General features: G+C 67.0%; 18 protein-coding genes and 1 tRNA gene. 10 read left to right on the top strand and 9 right to left on the bottom strand.

Annotated elements, in window-relative coordinates:
• The first annotated feature begins 275 nt into the window (after positions 1 to 275).
• A complete protein-coding gene (locus Q4A20_RS05910; protein ID WP_303121270.1) occupies positions 276 to 2,759 on the top strand; it encodes a glycoside hydrolase family 2 TIM barrel-domain containing protein in 2,484 nt (827 codons plus the stop codon).
• Positions 2,760 to 2,852: 93 nt separating this feature from the next.
• On the opposite strand, the gene Q4A20_RS05905 is transcribed toward Q4A20_RS05910, so the two are convergent.
• The 3 genes from Q4A20_RS05905 to Q4A20_RS05895 form a co-directional block, all read right to left on the bottom strand.
• On the bottom strand, positions 2,853 to 4,049 hold the full coding sequence (locus tag Q4A20_RS05905) for a hypothetical protein (protein ID WP_303121268.1): 1,197 nt from the start codon (positions 4,047 to 4,049) through the stop codon (positions 2,853 to 2,855).
• Positions 4,046 to 4,693 (bottom strand): dCTP deaminase, encoded by a 648-nt coding sequence (dcd, locus tag Q4A20_RS05900; protein ID WP_303121266.1) that lies wholly within the window; start codon positions 4,691 to 4,693, stop codon positions 4,046 to 4,048. The genes Q4A20_RS05905 and dcd overlap by 4 nt, the downstream gene beginning before the upstream one ends.
• 63 nt (positions 4,694 to 4,756) lie before the next feature.
• Complete coding sequence (locus tag Q4A20_RS05895) at positions 4,757 to 5,368, bottom strand: TM2 domain-containing protein (RefSeq protein ID WP_303121264.1); 612 nt, start codon at positions 5,366 to 5,368, stop codon at positions 4,757 to 4,759.
• A 251-nt stretch (positions 5,369 to 5,619) separates the two neighbouring features.
• On the opposite strand from Q4A20_RS05895, the gene Q4A20_RS05890 reads away from it, so the two are divergent.
• The 7 genes from Q4A20_RS05890 (at position 5,620) to Q4A20_RS05860 (ending at position 11,087) form a co-directional block, all read left to right on the top strand.
• Positions 5,620 to 5,693, top strand: a tRNA-Gly gene (locus Q4A20_RS05890).
• Positions 5,694 to 5,924: 231 nt separating this feature from the next.
• Complete coding sequence (locus Q4A20_RS05885; RefSeq protein ID WP_303121262.1) at positions 5,925 to 6,134, top strand: hypothetical protein; 210 nt, start codon at positions 5,925 to 5,927, stop codon at positions 6,132 to 6,134.
• 27 nt (positions 6,135 to 6,161) lie between these two features.
• Positions 6,162 to 6,359, top strand: a complete 198-nt coding sequence (locus tag Q4A20_RS05880; protein WP_303121261.1) for a hypothetical protein — start codon at positions 6,162 to 6,164, stop codon at positions 6,357 to 6,359.
• Positions 6,360 to 6,443: 84 nt separating this feature from the next.
• A complete protein-coding gene (locus tag Q4A20_RS05875) occupies positions 6,444 to 6,836 on the top strand; it encodes a peptidase inhibitor family I36 protein (RefSeq protein WP_303121260.1) in 393 nt (130 codons plus the stop codon).
• Positions 6,830 to 7,789 carry a hypothetical protein gene (locus tag Q4A20_RS05870; protein WP_303121258.1) on the top strand — a complete coding sequence of 320 codons (960 nt, stop codon included), beginning with the start codon at positions 6,830 to 6,832 and terminating at the stop codon, positions 7,787 to 7,789. The genes Q4A20_RS05875 and Q4A20_RS05870 overlap by 7 nt, the downstream gene beginning before the upstream one ends.
• A complete protein-coding gene (locus Q4A20_RS05865) occupies positions 7,786 to 9,099 on the top strand; it encodes a peptidoglycan-binding protein (RefSeq protein ID WP_303121257.1) in 1,314 nt (437 codons plus the stop codon). Before Q4A20_RS05870 ends, Q4A20_RS05865 begins: the two co-directional genes overlap by 4 nt.
• The gene (locus Q4A20_RS05860) at positions 9,096 to 11,087 is read left to right on the top strand and encodes an ATP-binding cassette domain-containing protein (protein ID WP_303121255.1); all 1,992 of its coding nucleotides are present in this window, start codon (positions 9,096 to 9,098) and stop codon (positions 11,085 to 11,087) included. The genes Q4A20_RS05865 and Q4A20_RS05860 overlap by 4 nt, the downstream gene beginning before the upstream one ends.
• An 88-nt stretch (positions 11,088 to 11,175) precedes the next feature.
• Here Q4A20_RS05860 and Q4A20_RS05855 read toward each other — a convergent pair whose 3' ends face one another.
• A complete protein-coding gene (locus tag Q4A20_RS05855) occupies positions 11,176 to 11,922 on the bottom strand; it encodes a M50 family metallopeptidase (protein ID WP_303121277.1) in 747 nt (248 codons plus the stop codon).
• A gap of 333 nt (positions 11,923 to 12,255) precedes the next feature.
• Between Q4A20_RS05855 and Q4A20_RS05850 the strand changes: the two genes are divergently transcribed.
• Both Q4A20_RS05850 and Q4A20_RS05845 read left to right on the top strand, forming a co-directional pair.
• Positions 12,256 to 12,846, top strand: coding sequence for a (deoxy)nucleoside triphosphate pyrophosphohydrolase (locus tag Q4A20_RS05850; protein WP_303121253.1), 591 nt, complete (start codon positions 12,256 to 12,258; stop codon positions 12,844 to 12,846).
• Positions 12,847 to 12,990: 144 nt separating this feature from the next.
• Positions 12,991 to 13,662, top strand: a complete 672-nt coding sequence (locus Q4A20_RS05845) for a TetR/AcrR family transcriptional regulator (RefSeq protein ID WP_303121251.1) — start codon at positions 12,991 to 12,993, stop codon at positions 13,660 to 13,662.
• A gap of 51 nt (positions 13,663 to 13,713) precedes the next feature.
• On the opposite strand, the gene Q4A20_RS05840 is transcribed toward Q4A20_RS05845, so the two are convergent.
• Genes Q4A20_RS05840 through Q4A20_RS05820 form a run of 5 tightly spaced genes read right to left on the bottom strand, consistent with a single transcriptional unit; the run spans position 13,714 to position 18,293 of the window.
• On the bottom strand, positions 13,714 to 14,658 hold the full coding sequence (locus Q4A20_RS05840; protein WP_303121250.1) for a tetratricopeptide repeat protein: 945 nt from the start codon (positions 14,656 to 14,658) through the stop codon (positions 13,714 to 13,716).
• Positions 14,655 to 15,737 carry a VWA domain-containing protein gene (locus tag Q4A20_RS05835; protein ID WP_303121248.1) on the bottom strand — a complete coding sequence of 361 codons (1,083 nt, stop codon included), beginning with the start codon at positions 15,735 to 15,737 and terminating at the stop codon, positions 14,655 to 14,657. Before Q4A20_RS05835 ends, Q4A20_RS05840 begins: the two co-directional genes overlap by 4 nt.
• Positions 15,734 to 16,786, bottom strand: coding sequence for a VWA domain-containing protein (locus Q4A20_RS05830; protein ID WP_303121246.1), 1,053 nt, complete (start codon positions 16,784 to 16,786; stop codon positions 15,734 to 15,736). The genes Q4A20_RS05835 and Q4A20_RS05830 overlap by 4 nt, the downstream gene beginning before the upstream one ends.
• Positions 16,780 to 17,301, bottom strand: coding sequence for an alpha-amylase (locus Q4A20_RS05825; protein WP_303121244.1), 522 nt, complete (start codon positions 17,299 to 17,301; stop codon positions 16,780 to 16,782). Before Q4A20_RS05825 ends, Q4A20_RS05830 begins: the two co-directional genes overlap by 7 nt.
• A complete protein-coding gene (locus Q4A20_RS05820) occupies positions 17,301 to 18,293 on the bottom strand; it encodes a DUF58 domain-containing protein (protein WP_303121243.1) in 993 nt (330 codons plus the stop codon). The genes Q4A20_RS05825 and Q4A20_RS05820 overlap by 1 nt, the downstream gene beginning before the upstream one ends.
• Between the last annotated feature and the right edge of the window lies 1 nt (position 18,294).

The following is an 18,294-nucleotide window of genomic DNA, read 5'->3' as shown; positions in this document are numbered from 1 at the left end:
CAGCCAAGTCCGGCACAGTGAACCAGGATGGCTTACCGCGTCCTTCGCCCCACGACACGACGGCAGCCAGATCGTCAAGCATCAAGAGTCGGTTTGCATGGCCTGGTGGGGTTGTTCGAGGACGCGGGTTAACCGCCGACCATGTCCTCGCCAGCCCGAGGACAATCTTGCCGGCCCGAACACGCCCCTACGACCCGGCACCGAATCGGTCATGATAAGCGCCATAGAACCAATGCCGGCGCGACGGAGCGCCGACCCGAAGGGACCACAACACCATGAAACGCACCGACCTCAACCGCGGCTGGACCTTCCGTGAGAACACCGGCGCCTTCGCCAGTCTCCTCGGCGCCGCCCCCACGAGGATCGTCGATCTCCCCCACGATGCCGTCCTCGCCGGCGGCCGTGACCCCGACAGCGAGAACCAGACCCACAATGCCTACTTCCGCTCCGGCGCCTGGGTCTACGAGAAGACCATCGACGTGCCCACCGAATGGCGCAACCGCCGCGTCACTGTGGAGTTCGAAGGCGTCTACCGCGACGCCGTCGTCAAGGTCAACGGCTCCTACGCGGCCCAGCGCCCGGGCGGCTACACCCTCTTCCACGTCGACCTCGACCCGTACCTGCGCTACGGCGAGGAGAACCTCATCACCGTCGAGGCCCAGGCCCACAAAGACTCGCGCTGGTACTCCGGCGGCGGCATCACCCGACCCGTACACCTGCTCGTCGGCCCACTCATCCACACCGCCCCCACCGGCATCCAGGTGACCACCCCGGAGATCGACGACGAACTCGCCGTCGTCGAAGTCGCCGTTCCCGTGGTCAACGGCTCCAACACCACCGCCACTACGGACGCCCGCATCGAAATCCTTGGCCCCGACGGCACCCTCGCCGCCACCGGGACACTGCGTGTATCAACCCTCGCCGGCGAAACCCAAACCGGCCGCCAGCGCCTCTACATTCAAACCCCACAGCGGTGGAGCACCGACTCCCCCGCCCTGTACACGGCCCGCGTCACCCTCGGCGGCGACGACGACGAAGACACGGCCCAGACCCGCTTCGGCATTCGCAGCCTGCGTCTGGATCCCATCCACGGGCTGCGTCTCAACGGCCGGACCGTCAACCTGCACGGCGCCTGCGTGCACAACGACAACGGCGTCCTCGCCGGCGCCTGCATCGCCGCCGCCGAGGACCGCCGTGTGCGTCTGCTCAAGGCCGCCGGCTTCAACGCCCTGCGCTCATCACACAACCCCATGAGCGTGGCCATGCTCGAGGCCTGCGACCGCCACGGCATGCTCGTCATGGACGAGACCTGGGACGTGTGGACCGACGCAAAGACCACCGACGACTACTCCCTGGCCTTCCCCGAGTGGTGGGAGCGCGACGTCGAATCTCTCGTGGCCAAGGACTTGAACCACCCCAGCGTCATCCTCTATTCGATTGGCAACGAAATTCCCGAAATCGGCACGCCCCATGGCGCCCGCCGCGCCCGCACCATCGCGGACAAGCTCCGCTCCCTGGACTCCAGCCGGTACGTCCTGAACTCCCTCAACGCGATGATGGCGATCCTGGACGAGCTCGCGCAGATGCGCGAGCAGGCCTCCGGTCAGGGCCCCGATGCGAACTCCACCACCGTCCCGAGCACCAGTGCCGACTCTGGCGCCGGCGACATCAATACCGCCATGACGGACGCCGCCGAGATGATGTCGGCGATCATGAGCCTTCCCGAGATCACCGGCAAGATCACGGAGGCGGCCGACGCCGTCGATATCCTCGGACACAACTATGCGGACGTGCGCTACCGGATCGAACACGAGGCCGACCCGAACCGAATCGTCGTCGGCTCGGAGACCTTCTCCCCGCGCATCGCCACCTACTGGCGGCTCGTACAGGAACTGCCCTACGTCATCGGCGACTTCACCTGGACCGGCTGGGACTATCTGGGCGAGGCCGGCATCGCCCGCCCCATCTACTCCGACGACCACGCCTCCGGCATGGGCGCCGCCTACCCGTACCTGCTCGCGGGCTCCGGCGACATCGACATCCTCGGCAACCGCAAGACGATCTCCCTGTACCGGGAGGTCGCCGTCGGCCTACGCAAGAATCCGGTACTGGCCGTTCAGCGGCCGGAGTACTTCACCGAGCCGGTCGCACCGCACTCGTGGACATGGACGGACTCGGTCACGTCGTGGACATGGGATGCGCCGGCCGGCAGCCCCATCACGGTCGAGGCCTACGCCGACGCCGACGAGGTCGCCTTCCTCGTCAACGGCGCCGAGGTAGCACGCACGCCCGTCGGCACCGATCTGCCCTTCTACGCGAAGGCGGACACCACCTACCAGCCTGGCGAACTCACTGTGGTCGCCTACCGCGACGGCGAGGAGCTCGGCCGCACGAGCCTGGAGACGGCGGGGCCGGTGACCGCACTCAGGGCGGAGGTCGAGGCGGGGCCGGTGCGGGCCGACGACGCATCACTGGCCTTCGTGCCGATCTCGCTGCTCGACGCCGTCGGCCGCCTCAACCCGGCCGCGGACCGGCCAGTCACGGTGGAAGTCGCGGGACCGGCGGTGCTGCAGGGGCTTGGCTCCGCCCGCCCGAGCCACGAGGAGTCCTTCCTGTCCGACACGTTCACCACGTATCAGGGCCGTGCGCTCGCAGTGATCCGTCCGACGGGCGTAGGTGAGGTCTCGGTCAGGGTCGCCGGGGAAGGCCTGGAAGGGGAGGGCATGGGAGCGGAGGTGTCCTTCACCATTGAGCCCTGACCCACAGGCGTGTTCCGAGGGACGGCGGCTGTGGCGCAGGCCCCCGGAACGCGACCACAACCGGCCTCGGCTGGGAGCGGGGCAGGCTGCCGGTCAGAGGGCGACCAGGAAGCCGTCATTGTCCACGACTGATCCCCCGGCCGCGGCCAACAGTGCGGAGGCGACCTCCTCGATGAGAGTCCGTGCGGCGGCGCGCGCCTGTCGCACGCCAGCGGGCGGATACTCGCAGTGGGCCTGGGCTGGATATTGCGGAATCCAGACCACCTCGTAGGAGATCACACCGTCACGCGACCAAGGCTCGCCGCTCACGGCCAATGGCACCTCCTCCGCCGCCTGAACACGTATCTCGATCCCGCCCCAGTCGGGGTGGGCCGAGTCGACGTCGGCGACGACGCCATACCCGTCACGCAGCTCCTCCACGGGTGTCCCCGCAGCCCGGGCGCGCGCCTCCTGATCCGCCTGCTCGTGACGTCGCTTTTCGGCCGCCCTCCAGGCGGCATCGAGCACGTCCTCCCCGAGCGTCTGCGCCAGTCGGACCAGTTCCTCCTGAGGGATGGCGGCCAGGCCGGTGGGTCCCTGCGGCGGCTCGGCGTGAAGCAGCAGGCGCGCCCCCGGGGCCACCGGGGCGGCGAGCGTGACGACGCCGTCGGGCACGATCCACACCGGCGAGTACACGGTCAGTGTGGTGGAACGTTCGGGACTGGGGATCACCAGCGCCGGGGTGGTATTGCCGCCGGACCCGGCCGGGTCTCCGGCGAGCCGCAGTCCGCCGGCCAGGCGGCGGGCGATGGCACGCAGTCGAATGAGGGCCAGCAGCTCCGCACCGGTCGGCTGGGCCAGGGGGAAGGCATCGGTGAGGGGGTCGACGCCGACCAGTTCCGCAGGCAGTGCCCCGGCCCGCTGCGGCGGACAGTCCAGGACCATGACCTGGCAGACCCATTCCGGCAGCTCCAGCACCCTGCGCAGCTCGGCGTCCACGTCCCATGGCCCCTGCAGCTCGGCGCCGGGCGCCACCTGCAGGCGGGAGGCGCCCACCCAGCCCGCATGCTCGTCAAGGGACAGTGCCAGGGCCTCGACCTCGTCAATGGTGACGTCGTCGGCGAGCAGCAGCAGGTGCTGAGTGTCGGCCCGCCCCACCGGGAATGAGCCGACGGCGGACAAAGCGGTGTCCGGCAGGGTGGTGGCCAGGTCGGCGCCGGCGGCGTAGAAGTCCGGAAGCGCCACGGCATCACCGGTTGATACGCCTCGGCTCTGCCCGGAGCGGTGGGGGGCGTCCTGCGGTCGACTCATGCCTGGGCTCCTTCGGAATTCAGCACCGGGCCACATGCGGCCCCTTCATCGGGCGGCGCCCCCGGGTCAGTGATACGGATGCGGTGGAAGGAGAGGTGGGAGCGCGACGCCGTCGGCCCCCGTTGACCCTGATAGCGCGAGCCGGTAGCGCCCTGCCCGTAGGGGGCGGCGGCAGGCGAGGACAGCCGGAAGAAGCAAAGCTGTCCGACCTTCATGCCCGGCCAGAGTTTGATGGGCATGGTGGCGGTGTTCGACAGTTCCAGAGTGACGTGACCGGAGAAGCCGGGGTCGATGAAACCGGCGGTGGAGTGGGTGAGCAGACCCAGCCTGCCGAGGCTGGATTTGCCCTCCAGCCGGGCGGCGATGTCATCCGGAAGAGTGACGCGCTCGTAGGAGGAGCCGAGCACGAACTCGCCGGGGTGCAGTACGAGCGGCTCATCGGGGCCGACGTCCACCAGGTGAGTGAGTCGGTCCTGCTCCACGGCGGGGTCGATCACCGGGTAGCGGTGGTTGTCGAACAGGCGGAACCAGCGGTCCAGGCGCACGTCAATGGAGGCGGGCTGGATCATCTCCGGGTCGTACGGGTCCAGGCCGACGTGACCGGATTCGAGTTCTGCGCGGATATCACGGTCGGAAAGCAGCACGGGCCCGATTGTGCCAGGTTGCGCCCCGGCCCGGCACCCACCCGGATCGGGGCGCCTGGCCCCTCAGTTGCTGAGCGGCATGCCCTTGGCGTCTACGCCCCACGGCTGGGCGCCGGGGGCGGCGGTGAGGATGATGATCCCCTCGACCAGGCCCCAGATCGCCGAAACGAACGCCAGAAACCCGAGTGACAGCAGCGTAATGAGGAGCTGGGCCACCGCCTTGCCGGTATAGCCGAGGTAGAAGTTGTGGATGCCAAGGCAGCCCAGGAAGATGCCGAGCAGGCCCGCGGCGACCTTCGACTTCTGGTTGTACACGGCGTAGGGCTGACCGTAGGCCGCGGCGGGCGCCTGGTAACCGGGCTGCTGGTATCCGGACTGGTAGGCGTTCTGCTGATAGGCGGGATCCTGATAGGCCTGTTGGTAGCCGCCGTTCTGGTAGCCCTGCTGCTGATAGCCGGCCTGCTGCGCCTGCTCGTACCCCGGCGGGTAGGCACCGCCCGCGTAGGCCTGTGCCCCCTGGTAGGTGTCGAGCTGTTGATAGGGGTTGGCCGCGGCGGCACCGGGTGAGGTTGCGCTCCCCTGGTAGCCCTGCGGGTAGTCGGCGCCGGACGCGCCCGCCCCGTAAGAGCCGTCGGTGTTCTGCGGTTCGGGCGCACTGAAGGGCGAGGTAGTCATGGGGCCATGCTGGCAGATTCGCACACAGGCGCGCAGACCGTTTCATGGGTTGGTCTCCCCATGGGCGACGCATCTCACGTCCATCGGCGTCGTGTCGGCCACAGCCGCATCGGCTTTCCCCTTCACCGGACCGGATCGGGCCGCACCTTAGCCGAGGTGGCTCCCGACAGCCGCCTCGGTCGGGACGGCGGCGCGTTGCGCCAGGCCGACGGCGTGGTAACCTGTTCGGGCACCTCATCCAGGTGAGGCGCGCGGGTGTAGTTCAATGGTAGAACTTCAGCTTCCCAAGCTGACGGCGCGGGTTCGATTCCCGTCACCCGCTCCACTGGCGGTCGCGCGCGGCGGCGTTTCCCGGGTTCCTTGTTCCCGTTTCCCAGTTCCCGGCGTTTTCGCCCCGCAGGCGCCGCAGCGCGGTTGCCGCCGTCCGCGGCGATCCACCCCAGCACGCCCGGCCGCCGACCCGCCCGTGCCCCGCCCCGGAAGCATCCCTGGACTTCTTGACAGCCCGGGGATCATGGAAGCCACCCAGATGATTCCCGCTCAACGAGGAGACTCTGTGAACCAGCGCGAACGTCGGCGCAGCAGGCGGAGGGCCACCGCAATTGCCGGCGTCGTGGCACTGGTCGTGGTTGCCGCCTCCGGATTCTTCGCCGTCGTCGGCAATGGGCGTGCTCCCGCTGCGGCTGCGGCCGACGCCACCGAGGCTGCGGCGTCCGCCGCTCCGGCAGCTACCGAGGTCGCCACGCTCGCACAGCACGAGTTGTAGGGAGACCAGCTGACTCATCCCCCGGGCGTGGAGGTCCCGTCACCGTCCGACCTCATCCCGGAGCTCGCAGGTGCCACCGTCCAGGCCCAGGATGGCTCATCACTGGTATTCGACACCGATCCGGACACCCCCGCGGTGCAACGCGATCTAGCCGATGCCGAGCTCGACTCGGAGTCGGCGAGCGTAACCGAACCCCGTCCGCCGACTCCGGTACGCCACACCTAACTAAGGTGTTGACAAGCTAGCTGCGTCCAGTTACGTTCATACCACGTCAAGGTTGACGCATCCCATCGAGAGATTGGAGTCAACATGAAATCCAAGTTCCTTGCCGCCGCTTCTGTTGGCCTACTCGCCCTGGGCGCCATGTCTCTCACCCCGGCATCCTATGCCGCCCAGGGTGACTGCGGTTCCGGCTACACGTGTCTGTGGGAGCATAGCGGCTATCAGGGCGGCGCTGTTTCATTTCAGCGTTATATTCCCGACCTGGCTCAGTGGAAACTGACCAACGGCAAGAAGGCGAACGATGTCGCTTCTTCCGCCAAACAACGCGGAAGGTACGAAGACACCTGCTTCTTCAAGCACGCGTACGGCGGCGGAGAGTCGCGCCGCATGGGCCGAGGATCATCTTGGTACAACCTTGCCCACCATTCTTTCAATGATGTGATCTCCTCCGGCTACTTCACCGGCTACAGGTCATGCTGACTCCCGCCAGGGGTCGACGTTCAGTCGTCGCAACCGCAGCGATCGCCGTACTGGTTTTCGCTGCGGGATGCGGCGGCGAAGCAGCCGACTCAACTGATGACACGCTTGATGCCTCCAGCATTGCAGCCTCCGACATTCCTGCAGACGGTGCACAGTCCGCCGACGGCGGCTTGACCATAAAGGATTACAACAAGGCCACGTTGCCGACTGATCCTTATCGTTCAGTCAATCCTGATCTGCGTAACTACGCGTGGGACGTTTCTGTGGCCAAGTGCATGATCGACAATGGACACACGCCGCCTCCGGTTATTGAGTATGACTGGAATGACCCGGCCGTTGTAAGCATCGGCGGCTGGAGTCGGCGGATGTCCGTTGAGGAGGCGGAGCAGTACGGTTACCACCAGCCTCCTGCGTCCACCAGGGCGGAACGAATTCGTAGCGCATCCCAGTTCATTGACTCGCAGCCGACTGATTGGAGGAGCGCTTACGAGTCCTGCTATGAGGGTACGGCAGAGCCGCCATTGTTTCAAGAGACGGTGACTGACGATTTACCCTTCGCAGAAGGAGTGGAAAGCAACCCCTTATTGGACGAGGCGGCAGCGCAGTGGCGCGAATGCATGAAACCGCTGGGCATTCCCGACCTGCCAGAGGAGGCGCCCGGTTTGGCACCGTCTCTGGCTAGCAAGTTCGGTCTTGATAACCCTGACAGTCTTGAAGCACTGAATCCGACTTCGGTGAGCGCGGAAGAGATCGCTATTGCGACTCAGGATGCTCAATGTGATGCTGACAGTGGGTATGATAAGACGGAATACGGACTTGTATGGGTGGCGAGAGACCGATATGTAAAGGCAAATCTGTCAGATTTGACGGCCAGACGTGAAGCGATAGAGAATCAGGAAACAGAGCTGAAAGCATATATCGAAGAAAACCGAAACGTGGTGCTGACGGGGTGAATGTGAAGTTCCGGGGTGCGCTGATTACTTTAGCCGTGTTGTCGGCCGCAGCTGTAGCACTTGGCGGGGTATGGTTTATAGCTAAAACCGTGCAGTCTCCCGCACAGCGCGAGGCTGCTGCCGCATCACCAACATTGGATCCGATCGCGGTGGTGGCACAGCGGGGGACTCTGGTTGACCAGCTCACTGCCAAGGGGTCCGTAAGCAAAGAGGGTGTCACGACCATCTCAGTTCCTCTTGGTGACGGGACGAATGTAGTGACTGATACGGGAGTGGCTGTTGGTCACCAGCTGATTCCTGGCCAGTCCGTACTACGGATTAACGGCCGCCCGCTTATCGCGCTGATGGGAGATTTTCCTACGTACCGGGATCTCACGGAGGGGGACGAAGGTGACGACGTACGACAGTTACAGATCGCACTGGTCGAGATAGGATATTCACTGACTATCGATGGGCAGTTCGGTTCAGCAACCGCTAGTGCTGTCACACAGTTGTATCGTGCTATCGATTTTGAGCCATTAGTATCAACTACGTCGGATTCAACGCGGGCCGATGGTGCGTCGTCACAACAGAGTTCTAATTCGTCGACCTCCAAAGGATCTTCACACTCTGAAAACAGTGGCGACTCCTCGGCGCAAAACAAGGCGTCGGAGGAGGTTGTGAAGCGTCGGGTCACGGTTCCGCGTGGTGAAATCATCTACATACCTCAATCGGGTGCCGGTGCCGTGGTGAGTTCGATTCCATCGGTGGGAACCACACTGACGGACTCTTCTGCGGTGATCACGCTGCGGTCCGGGCTTGCGCGCGTCAAGGCTGAAGTGCCACAGGCTATCGCAGAGAGCTTACAGGCGGGTGTGTCGGCAACGGCTACGATTAAAGATCAGCAATACACCTTCACTTTAGACACAATTGAGTCACCTAGCACCCCCGGGGGTGCCGAGGCCAGCGGAAACATTGCCGGGAGTAGCGGCGGACAGTCATCGTCGTCCGATTCTGCGGGTGGTGCAGCTGCGACCAGTGCGAGTTACACGTTGACGTTCAGTCCAGATCTCCCTTTACCGGCGGACTTGACGCAGGACGAGTCAGTTCTGCTTACTATTGATCGAAGCCCGACACTGACTGATGTCATTGTCATCCCTAAACGTGCTGTGGTGACCGCCCCCAATGGGCAGCACACCGTGCTACGGCAAGAATCGTCTGGACAGTTTGTGGCTGTACAGGTTGAGGTCCTGGGTTGTGTAGGTAGTCAGTGTGCCGTGAGCGAGGAGTCGTTGACCGTGGGTGATCGTGTGCGTGTGGACGGATCATGACGGTTCTGACCTTAGAGAATGCCAGTCGCACTTATGAGGCTGTTGTACCGGTCCATGCTCTGAAGTCGGTCAGCATCACGATCAACCAGGGCGACTTCGTGGCAATTGAGGGGCCGTCCGGAGCCGGGAAGTCGACGTTACTCAATATTCTGGCTCTTCTTGATAAGCCGACGCACGGTTCGTACCGGATCGACGACGTCGACGTTGTTGGCTTGAGTGACACCCGGGCTGCCGATCTGCGAGGTAGCATCTTCGGATTTGTCTTCCAGTCTTTCCATTTGCTTCCACTGCGTACAGCGGTTGAGAATGTTATGCTTGGCATGGCCTACCAAGGCGGGGACCCTGAGTCAGCCAGAATGCGCGCGTATGAGGCGCTGGCTTTCGTGGGCCTGAGCGAGCGGGCTGATATTCCTGCCGAACGTTTATCAGGTGGCGAACGTCAACGTATCGCTATTGCAAGAGCTATTTGCGGTGGCGCGCCAGTTGTTGTGGCCGATGAGCCCACTGGGAATCTGGATAGTCGTTCGTCTCAGCTCATTATGGACATGCTGGCCGACCTCAACGACCGTGGGACGACGATCATCGTAGTCACACATGATCCGGCGGTCGCCGCGAAAGCATCCCGACGTCTTCGCGTGGTCGATGGTGTGGTCACACAACAGTCCGATGCTTCCGCTAATGATACGGCGGACGGCCCGGCTGCACAGGGCGGTCAAACCACTGAGCCAGGGGCCGCGCTCTTCCAGGGCACGGCCGCGTCACCTAGTCGGCATCGTCGGAGATCGCCATTCAGATGCACTCGTGGCGGCACTCCGACAACGGCGTCGCGCGTTCATCCTCGAATGCTGTGGCATGACGTTTCCCAAGCCCTGGTCAGCGACCCTGGCCGCTCTTCACGGCTGATCGGGGTAGTAGTTATCGCCGTTACGCTGTTCCTCACCGTCATTAGTCTGGCATACACGGCCAGTTACCAGGTCTCGGATGTTTTTGACGCGCAACGCAATAGGCGCGTAGCCGTTGCGTTGACGGATCCGACGGACACCGGATACATTCCCCAAGTCGTCGCTCAACCCGATCCTGAGGCTGTTGACCGGATCGCCTCTATCAACGGGTTGCAAGAAGCCATGCTCGTCTCGCGGCACGACAATCACCCCGCCACTTCTGACCCCTCCTTACGCGTCGTTAATCTTCCCGTCTACGGACTGACCCCGATCACGCCGCTGAAGGATTTGTTGACCACGCGGGGCGAAACCTTGCCCTTAGACCATGATCAAGTCCTTATCGGTGAGGCCGCTGCTTCCGCTTGCGGCCTGGGCCCCTTGGACGCTTCCCCGACCCTCTGGGTTCGGGGTAAGCCCTACGAGGTAGTCGGCATCATCACAGATGCCGGTATCCGCTCGGAGTTGCTCGGCGGTGTTGTAATGAGCCAGGAAGAAGCCAGCGCCGTTGCCCCAGCCGCAGAAAACGTCCTCGAAATCCGTACAGCGCCGGGCGCTGCCTCCGCAATCGCAAACGTGGCCGCGTTGGCATGGGTGCCCACACACGTGGAGACCGCCATCACGGACTCGCCACCCGACCCCACGCAGATGCGCGAAGAGCTGGAGACCAGCGTGCGCACCGCACTGCAGACCCTCACGGTCGTGTCCGCTCTGTCAGGTCTGGCGATCCTATCCAACGCAATGAACAACTCCGTTCAAACCCGCACCGGTGAACTCGCCCTACGTCGGGCTATGGGAGCCAAGAGGAACCACCTGCGCACCCTCATATCAGCTGAATCCCTTCTCATCGGGCTTATCGGGGGAGCATGCGGATCCATACTCTCACTCCTCGTGGTCCTGGCAATCACAATCTTCCAACACTGGCGCCCAGTAATCGACCCGCTCAGTTTCCCCCTCGGTATCGTCGCAGGTATCCTCACCGGCCTAGCCGCAGCTGTGATCGCCTCGCGTAAAGCAGGACGCATCCACCCCGCCCAAGCCCTGCGCTAGGTGTCCATGAGAAAATGTCTGTAACAGGAATACCGGTGTTTTCTAACACGTGTTTGTTACGTGGGTCTTGATATGGACTGCGGCAGCCCTACCACAGCTCGGCTGCGGAGCGCAGCACCAGCCAGGTCGCGCCGGCATCGACCAGCGCCCAGGTCAACCACCAGAATCCGGCAGGCAGCGGCGTGAGCCGCGCCAGCGTGCGGTGGTCGGCACCGCCGTCGCGCGAGCGGGCGACGGCGCCGAGCGACTCCCACGCCCCGGCGAGCAGCAGAAGTCCGACACCCACCACCAGGCCTGCGCGCAGCGGCACCGCGGCGGCGTCGCCCCACCACCACAGGGCCGCCACCGCCGCGCCGCACAGCGTCACCAGTCCCGCGGTACGCACCGACCGGCTCATCACCAGCAGCACTGCCAGCACCCCCAGCGCCACCGCCAGCACCGTGCCCGCCCAGCCCGCCAGGGCCGCGAGCACTGCGCCCGCCCCAACGAGGGCTGGCATCGGGTACCCGGCCCAGGCGGTGACGCAGCGGCCGGGCCCACGGCTGCGGCCGGAGGTGACTGCCCGCCCCGACAGGTCGCCCTCCACGACGAAGCCGTGGAAGCGCCGCCCCACCAGCATGCCGACGGCGGCGTGTCCGGCCTCATGTACGAGTGTGGTCAGCGCCCGTGCCCAGCGGCGCAACCACGGCAGCGCCCACGCCAGGAACACCACGACCCCCGCGGGCCACAGCAGCCGCGGGTCGGGCGGGGCCGTAGCGGCGAGGCGGGCGAGAGCGCCGTCCCAGAAGCCGACCGCGTCGGTGACCGCAGCGGCATCGGCGGCGCCCAGGGACATCCCCGCCGCGCCGAGGGCTACCACGTTGATTGCGGCCGTGCTGATCATGATCACCGGCCGCAGTCTGCCAGGCGTTCCTGTGCGGGTGTTGTCCAAGCACAGCCTGGACCGGTGTTGGACCGGTGCTCCCGCCCTGAATCGGGCGAATACTGTCACAGAATGCACCACTTTAAGACGGGACCGCTCCCTAGTAACATCGCCGGGCCGCATGACTACGCGGATTTGAAGATGGTCTAACCGCCGGGCGGGTTGAAAGTGGTGCATTTCGTGACAACTGTGCGCACCCGCACGCGGTCCCGGCCGGTCTCGGCGCGCGTGGCCTAGGGTCGGTCCATGCTCGAAACGCGTCGCGCCCGCCCCAGCCGCCTGGTGGTGGCCGCCGCCGTTCTGGACCGACTGCCGAACGCGGATCAGACGGATGCAGGCCGGGCACCGACCGCGTCCTCAGCCGCAACGGCCGCCCCCTGCCCCACGCGCGCTGCGCCGAGCAGGCTGCTGTGCGCGGCCCGCGCCTACCCGGCCGAGCACACCGGTCAGTACGAGTTCCCCGGGGGGAAGGTCGAACCGGGCGAGACGCCGAAGGCGGCCCTGGTGCGCGAACTCGCGGAGGAGCTCAGCATGGGGGTACGACTGGGCGCAGAGATTCTCCCCTCCCCCGATCTGGCGGTGCCGCCACCGACCGCCGGGCCGGATTCCGATACAGACACCGCCGCCCTCCCCGGTGACGACCGCCCGGCCTGGCCGGCGATGCACGGCTATCGCATGCGCGTCTGGCTGGCGGAGCCCATGGGCACCGCCAGGCTCGGTGGCGCCCACGCGACGCTGAGCTGGGTGCCGCTGGACGAGGTCGGCACCCTGCCCTGGCTGCCCGCCGACAGGCCGATCCTGGAGGCGCTCAACCGCATGCTCGCGCACGCGCGCTAACCGCTCAGTGTCGGCACGCCCCAATACCCACTCCCGAAGCAACCGTCCTCAGGCACCAAGCCACTTCGACCGATCTCGGCGGCGTGGGGGCCGACTTGCTGACGCTTCTCGCCGCTGCGTCACCTTAAGGGTTAGGGTGTCCTCATGCCGAAGATCATGGGTAGTTCCCTCGCCGAGCACCGCGAGCGCACCCGCCGCGCTCTGTTCGACTCCCTGTCCGAGCTGCTGAGCCAGCGTCCCTTCGACAAGATCACCCTGTCCGACGTGGCCGCTCGCGCCGGCGTGGGCCGCACCGCCGTCTACAACCACTTCACGGACAAGGAGGACCTCCTCCTGGCCTTCATGGAGCACGAGACGGGCCGCTACGCCAGGGAGCTGACCCGCATCCTCGCTAACGTCGCCGACCCAATCGACCGGCTACGCATCTATGTGCGCCAGCAGGCGCTTGTCAAACGCCACTATCACTTCCCCGCCACCGGGCCACTGGCCAACTCCGTATCCCGTGACACCGCCGGCCGCCTGCACGCCCACGCCGGCCACATGACGGCGATGCTCACCCGCATCCTGACCGACGCCATGGACGCCGGCGTCATCGCCCGCCAGGACCCGGCCCTGCTGATTCCGCTGATCCACGCCTGTGTCCTGGGCGGACGCCCCACACCGACCGAGCCGCGCGCCCGCACCGCCTACCTGGACGCCCTGGACATGTTCGTGCTGCGGGCCGTGGGTGCTCCGACGCCGGACCACGCCGTCCCGTCCATCCGCCCCCCGCACGGGACCGAATCGGCACCCCACCCCGCCCGCGCCGCCGGCTGAACCCCGGCCACGGGAGGCCACGGGACGTCACCCCGGCCCCCTGTCGGCATGTCACCAGTCGCGTCCGTCACCGCCACGTATGATGCCGGGATCTTCGGTGGAGTTGGCGTCGCCGTTGCGGTCCACCAGTTCCTGGCGCTTGGAGTCGGTGGGGGTGGGCGAGGAGTCCGGCGACGACGTCGAAAGCTGCTCACCCCGCCCGGTGGGAGTTGGCTCCGGGGTGGGCGCGCCGCCGGTCGAGTCGTCCGACGGCGTCGGCTCGGCGGTGGGGGTTGGAGACGATGTGGGGTCCGGGTCCGGTTCCTCCGAGAGCTGTGGCACAGGAGGCACCTCGCACTGGCCGGCGGCCTGGACGGCAGCGTCCACCTCCGCCTCGGCGGCGGCGGTGTCACCCGCATTCGAGGCCACACTGGCCAGCGACAGGTGGGTCACGTACAGGTTCACTCGCACCAGGCACTCGGGTGCCGCCGGGTCCAGGATCGTCACCATGTTCCCCTCCTCGTCCGGCACCTGAATCGTGCCGGCCGCGGGAGCGGTCTTAAGCGCCTCCTCCAACTCGCCGACGGCGGCGTCCAACTGTTCGTTCATCAACTGGGCGGTGCCCAGGTTGTAGTGGACGCGCCACTGCTCCAGCCAGGGGTTCAGGCGCGCGACCACCCGGTAACGGCCGACCGCGGCGGCGTAGTCTCCACCCAGGGCCGCATGGTTCCCGGCGAAGGTCAGCCCGTAGATCGTCAGTATCCACACGGCCACCAAGGCGGCGATGAGCGCCGGGATCCCCTGCCAGGTCAGTAACCGGCGGCGCCGGGCGAGTCGGGCACGGCGATGGTGGGTGGATTCGGCGTCGGGGTCGTTGGGTCCGGCGACGCTGGCGGCGTACTCCGCTACGGACTGCTCATCGTGAACGCCGGGGCGAAAGGCGTCGTTCCCAGCGGGCAGGTCCGCACCGGCGCCCGCATGTGCGTCGTCGGGGACGATCTGTCCGGACCGACTCATCGCTCTCCTCCTGTCTGACCCGCCGACGGTGCGCCCACGGCGGGGCGAATCAGATCCCGCAGAGCCCGATCGGCGCCGATGAGGGCGACTCCCTCCCATATCAGCGCACCGGCGGCCACCAGGCCCAGAGGCCAGATCACGTAGCGCGAGTAGTGCTTGCGCTCACGGCCGTCGGATAGGGCCTCCTGGACGTTCTGGTCAGTGAAGGCCGTCGCGGGATCGTCCTCGGTGCCCGTGCGCTGGATGTGCGTGACGCCCAGGGCGCTCGCCACCGCCTGCAGTTCGGCGGTGTCGGGCACGGAGACCGCTGGCTGACCGGTATCCGGATCGATGATGTAGTCGCCCCCGGCACTTGAGCCGTCGAAGGCGCGCATGCTCGCTCCGTCCGGAGTGCCGTAGCCGAGCACGGCACCGCCGTCGGTGACCTCCGACAACTGCTCCCAACTCACCCCGGCGGCGCGGGCCGCACTCGCGCCGGCGCCATCATCGGTAGCCTCGCCGTCGGAGAGGATGTAGACGAGCCGGGCGTTCTCGGGGCTGGACTCGGAGGCTGCCGTGAGGGTCTGCGCCAGCAGCGGCAGGGCGCGTTCAAGGGAGGAGCCCTTCGACCGGTCGGTCACCTCCTGCTGCAGCGCGCCGATCCAGGAGGAGACGGCGTCGACGTCGCGCGTCAGGGGCAGCTCGCGAGCGGCCGCGGAGTCCAGGGCGATGATGCAGAAACGGGCCTCGGGGTAGGCGTCTCGGATGGCGGTCAGGTCGGCGCGCACCCCGTCCAGCCGGGTACCGCCCCCGGCGTCGGGGCCGCCCGCCCAGTCCTCGGCCGCCATGGAGCCGGTACGGTCCACCACCAGGTAGATCTCCACGTTGGACACCGCCACCGCCTCGGAGACGGGCAGACTGGGGCCGGCCAGTATCAACACGGTGACCAGACCCAGTAGCGCCCGCCGCCACCAACTCGTACCGGCGCCCGGGTCGGCGCCGGGCCGCAACAGCCAGCGGGCGGACCCGTACAGTGCCGCGGCGACGACGGCCGCAGCCGCCAGCGTGAGTGGCCAGCCGAACAGGGGTACCAGTCTCATACTCGCCTCCAGGCCGTCACGGCCAGGAAGACCAGGACGACGACTCCCAGGACCGCGGCGGCCCGTTCTGGCACATCCGTGATGCGCACCTGCGTGTCGGTGTCCAACTCGCTGATCTGGTCGGCTTCCAGCTCCTGCACGATCTGGCCGGCGGTATCGGCATCGTCCACCTCGTAGAAGCGCCCGTCGTGCGCGGTGGTGATATCGCGCAGATCCTCACGGGCCTCATCCACGTCCTTGCCCGACACGTCCGGGTCGGCCAGCTCCGGATCGGCGCCGAACAGTGAGAACAGGCGGATGTTCTCCTCCTGGGCCAGGTCGGCGGCCTCGGACACGGAGTAGAGCTGTTGATCGAAGGGGTCGATGATTTGATTGTCGGTGGCCAGGATGATGGAGCGGGAGCGGTCGGCCACCTGGTGGTCGAAGGCGAGGGTGCAGGAGGCGAGCCCGTCCCCGGCGAGGGAGGAGCCGAGGATGTCTTCTGACAGGGTGCCGGGGAAGGTCTGGTAGTAGCGGTCCAGGGCGGGGCTGCCGCGGTAGGGCCGGAAGTCCAGGACGTCGGCGATCTCCTTGAATTGATCCTGTAGCAGCGCATAGTCGTCGGTGAGCGGCACGATCGTCTGCGCGGTGGAGTTCCAGGCCACCAGGGCCACCCGCTCCCCCTCGAAGGTCTCCAACAGCTTGGCGAAGGTGTCCAGGATCTTGGAATCCGTAGTCACCATTGAGGTGGATATGTCCAGGCACAGCACGATGTCCCGACTGGCCAGGGACTCGTTGCGCACGACGCGCTCCACGGGCCGTCCCGCCAGGGCGGCGGCGGCAGCCAGGGCGACGACGAGCGTGGCTCCCAGCCCGGCGTACAGCACCCGGCGGCGGGTGATCCGCTCGAGCAGCACGGGGCTGGTCAGCAGGGCGGAGGAGTTGGCCACCCGCCGGGGTGCCGGTCCACGGCCGCGGCGTCCGGTCCCGCGCAGCCGGCCGGAGGCGGCCAGGGCAAGGACGACGAGCGCCACCAAGACGATCAGCCAGACCAACCAGGGCATCACCATCGGGTGACCACCTCCTTGGCCTCGGCAATGGCCGCGTCGGCGGCGGCATCCGGATCGCGGTCGAAGGAGGGCTGCTCCCACACGGCCAGGAGCTCGCCCACGTGACCGAGCGGATTGGTGTCCAGGGGGCGGCGGCTGGCGCGCACCAGGCGCAGGCGCTCGGCTATTGAACGCGGACCGGCGGTGTCCGCCATATCGAGAATCTCCAGGACTGTGGCGGAGACGATGTCCTCCCCGCTGCGAGCCGTGGCGAAGCCGCGCAGGGCTCCGGCCAGTTCCAGGTGCAGGCCGCGCAGGTCCAGCTCGTGGTTGCGGTAGCGGGCGGCGGCATCGTCCACCCGCCGCACCCACTGGCCGCGCTCGGAGGCGGCCATGGGGATGTCCCCGACCGTGCGGGCGGTGTCGCGGCGGGTGACCAGGAATGCGCGCAGGATGACGGCGGCGGCCGCGATCAGGATGACGACGCCGGCGATCGGCATCCACAGGGGCATCAGCACCGGCGGGTTGATTTCCATCAGTGCCTCCTTCTGCCCCGGCCGGCGGCCAGTCGCTGGCGGGCCAGTAGGGCGGCGATGGAGTCCACCATCGACGCATCGGAGCGGATGGCGGTGTGTTCGATGTGGCGGGCGTCCAGCAGACCGGCGACGGCGGCGCGACGGGCGTCGTCGGCGGCGGTGAGCTGGGCCGCCAGGGCGGCGTCCTCCCGCAGGAAGGCGGGAATCTCGCCGTCGAGCTCGACGTCGCGGGTGCGACCGCGACCGGGGGCGAGCGGGGTGTCGTCGGCGATCTGGATGGCGATCAGCTCATGCTGGGCGGACAGGCGGCGCAGCCGGTCGGCGACGGCGGGCTCGGCGGCGTCGGGGTGGGAGGTGTCGGTGATCAGCACCACCAGGCTGCGTCGGCGGTGCCAGGTGCCCACCCGCTCCAGCAGGGTGGACAGGTCCGGGCCGGGGGCGCCGGGGGCGAGTGCGTCACCGCGGGTGAGGGCATCGAACTGGTGCTCCAGCAGCGACAGGATCATCTCGGCATGCTCGCTGCCCGAGCGGGGCGGGCGGGAGACCACCCGGGAGGTGTCCGCGGCCACCAGGGCCACCGTGTCTCCGCGCAGGCGCGCCAGGTAGGCGAACACCTCGGCGACGGCGAGGGCGAGGTCGCGCTTGTCCTCGCCGCTGGGCGCCTGAGCGGCCATGGTGCGGCCGGTGTCGACGGCGAGCACGAGCGGCAGGTTGGACTCGCGCTGATAGCGCTTGATGACCGGTTGGCCGAGGCGGGCGGAGGACTTCCAGTCGATGTCGGTGACGTCGTCGCCCGGCCGGTAGGCGGACAGGTCGTCGAAGTCCTGGCCGTGGCCGACGAAAACGGAGCGGTGGCGCCCGTCGAGGAGGGTGGTGGAGCGACGCAGCGTGGGTAGGGACAGGCGGCCGCGCACGCGCGCCACTCGGGAGCCGGACCGCCGTCGGGCGGGGCCCGGCTCCGGGGCGTCGGCGGAAACGGGATCGCTGGTCATG

Source organism: Actinomyces sp. (assembly GCF_030530635.1).
In the GTDB taxonomy this organism is placed as follows: Bacteria; Actinomycetota; Actinomycetes; order Actinomycetales; family Actinomycetaceae; genus Actinomyces.
The sequence above is the reverse complement of the archived record's forward strand: the minus strand, read 5'-3'. Positions and strand labels throughout refer to the sequence as shown.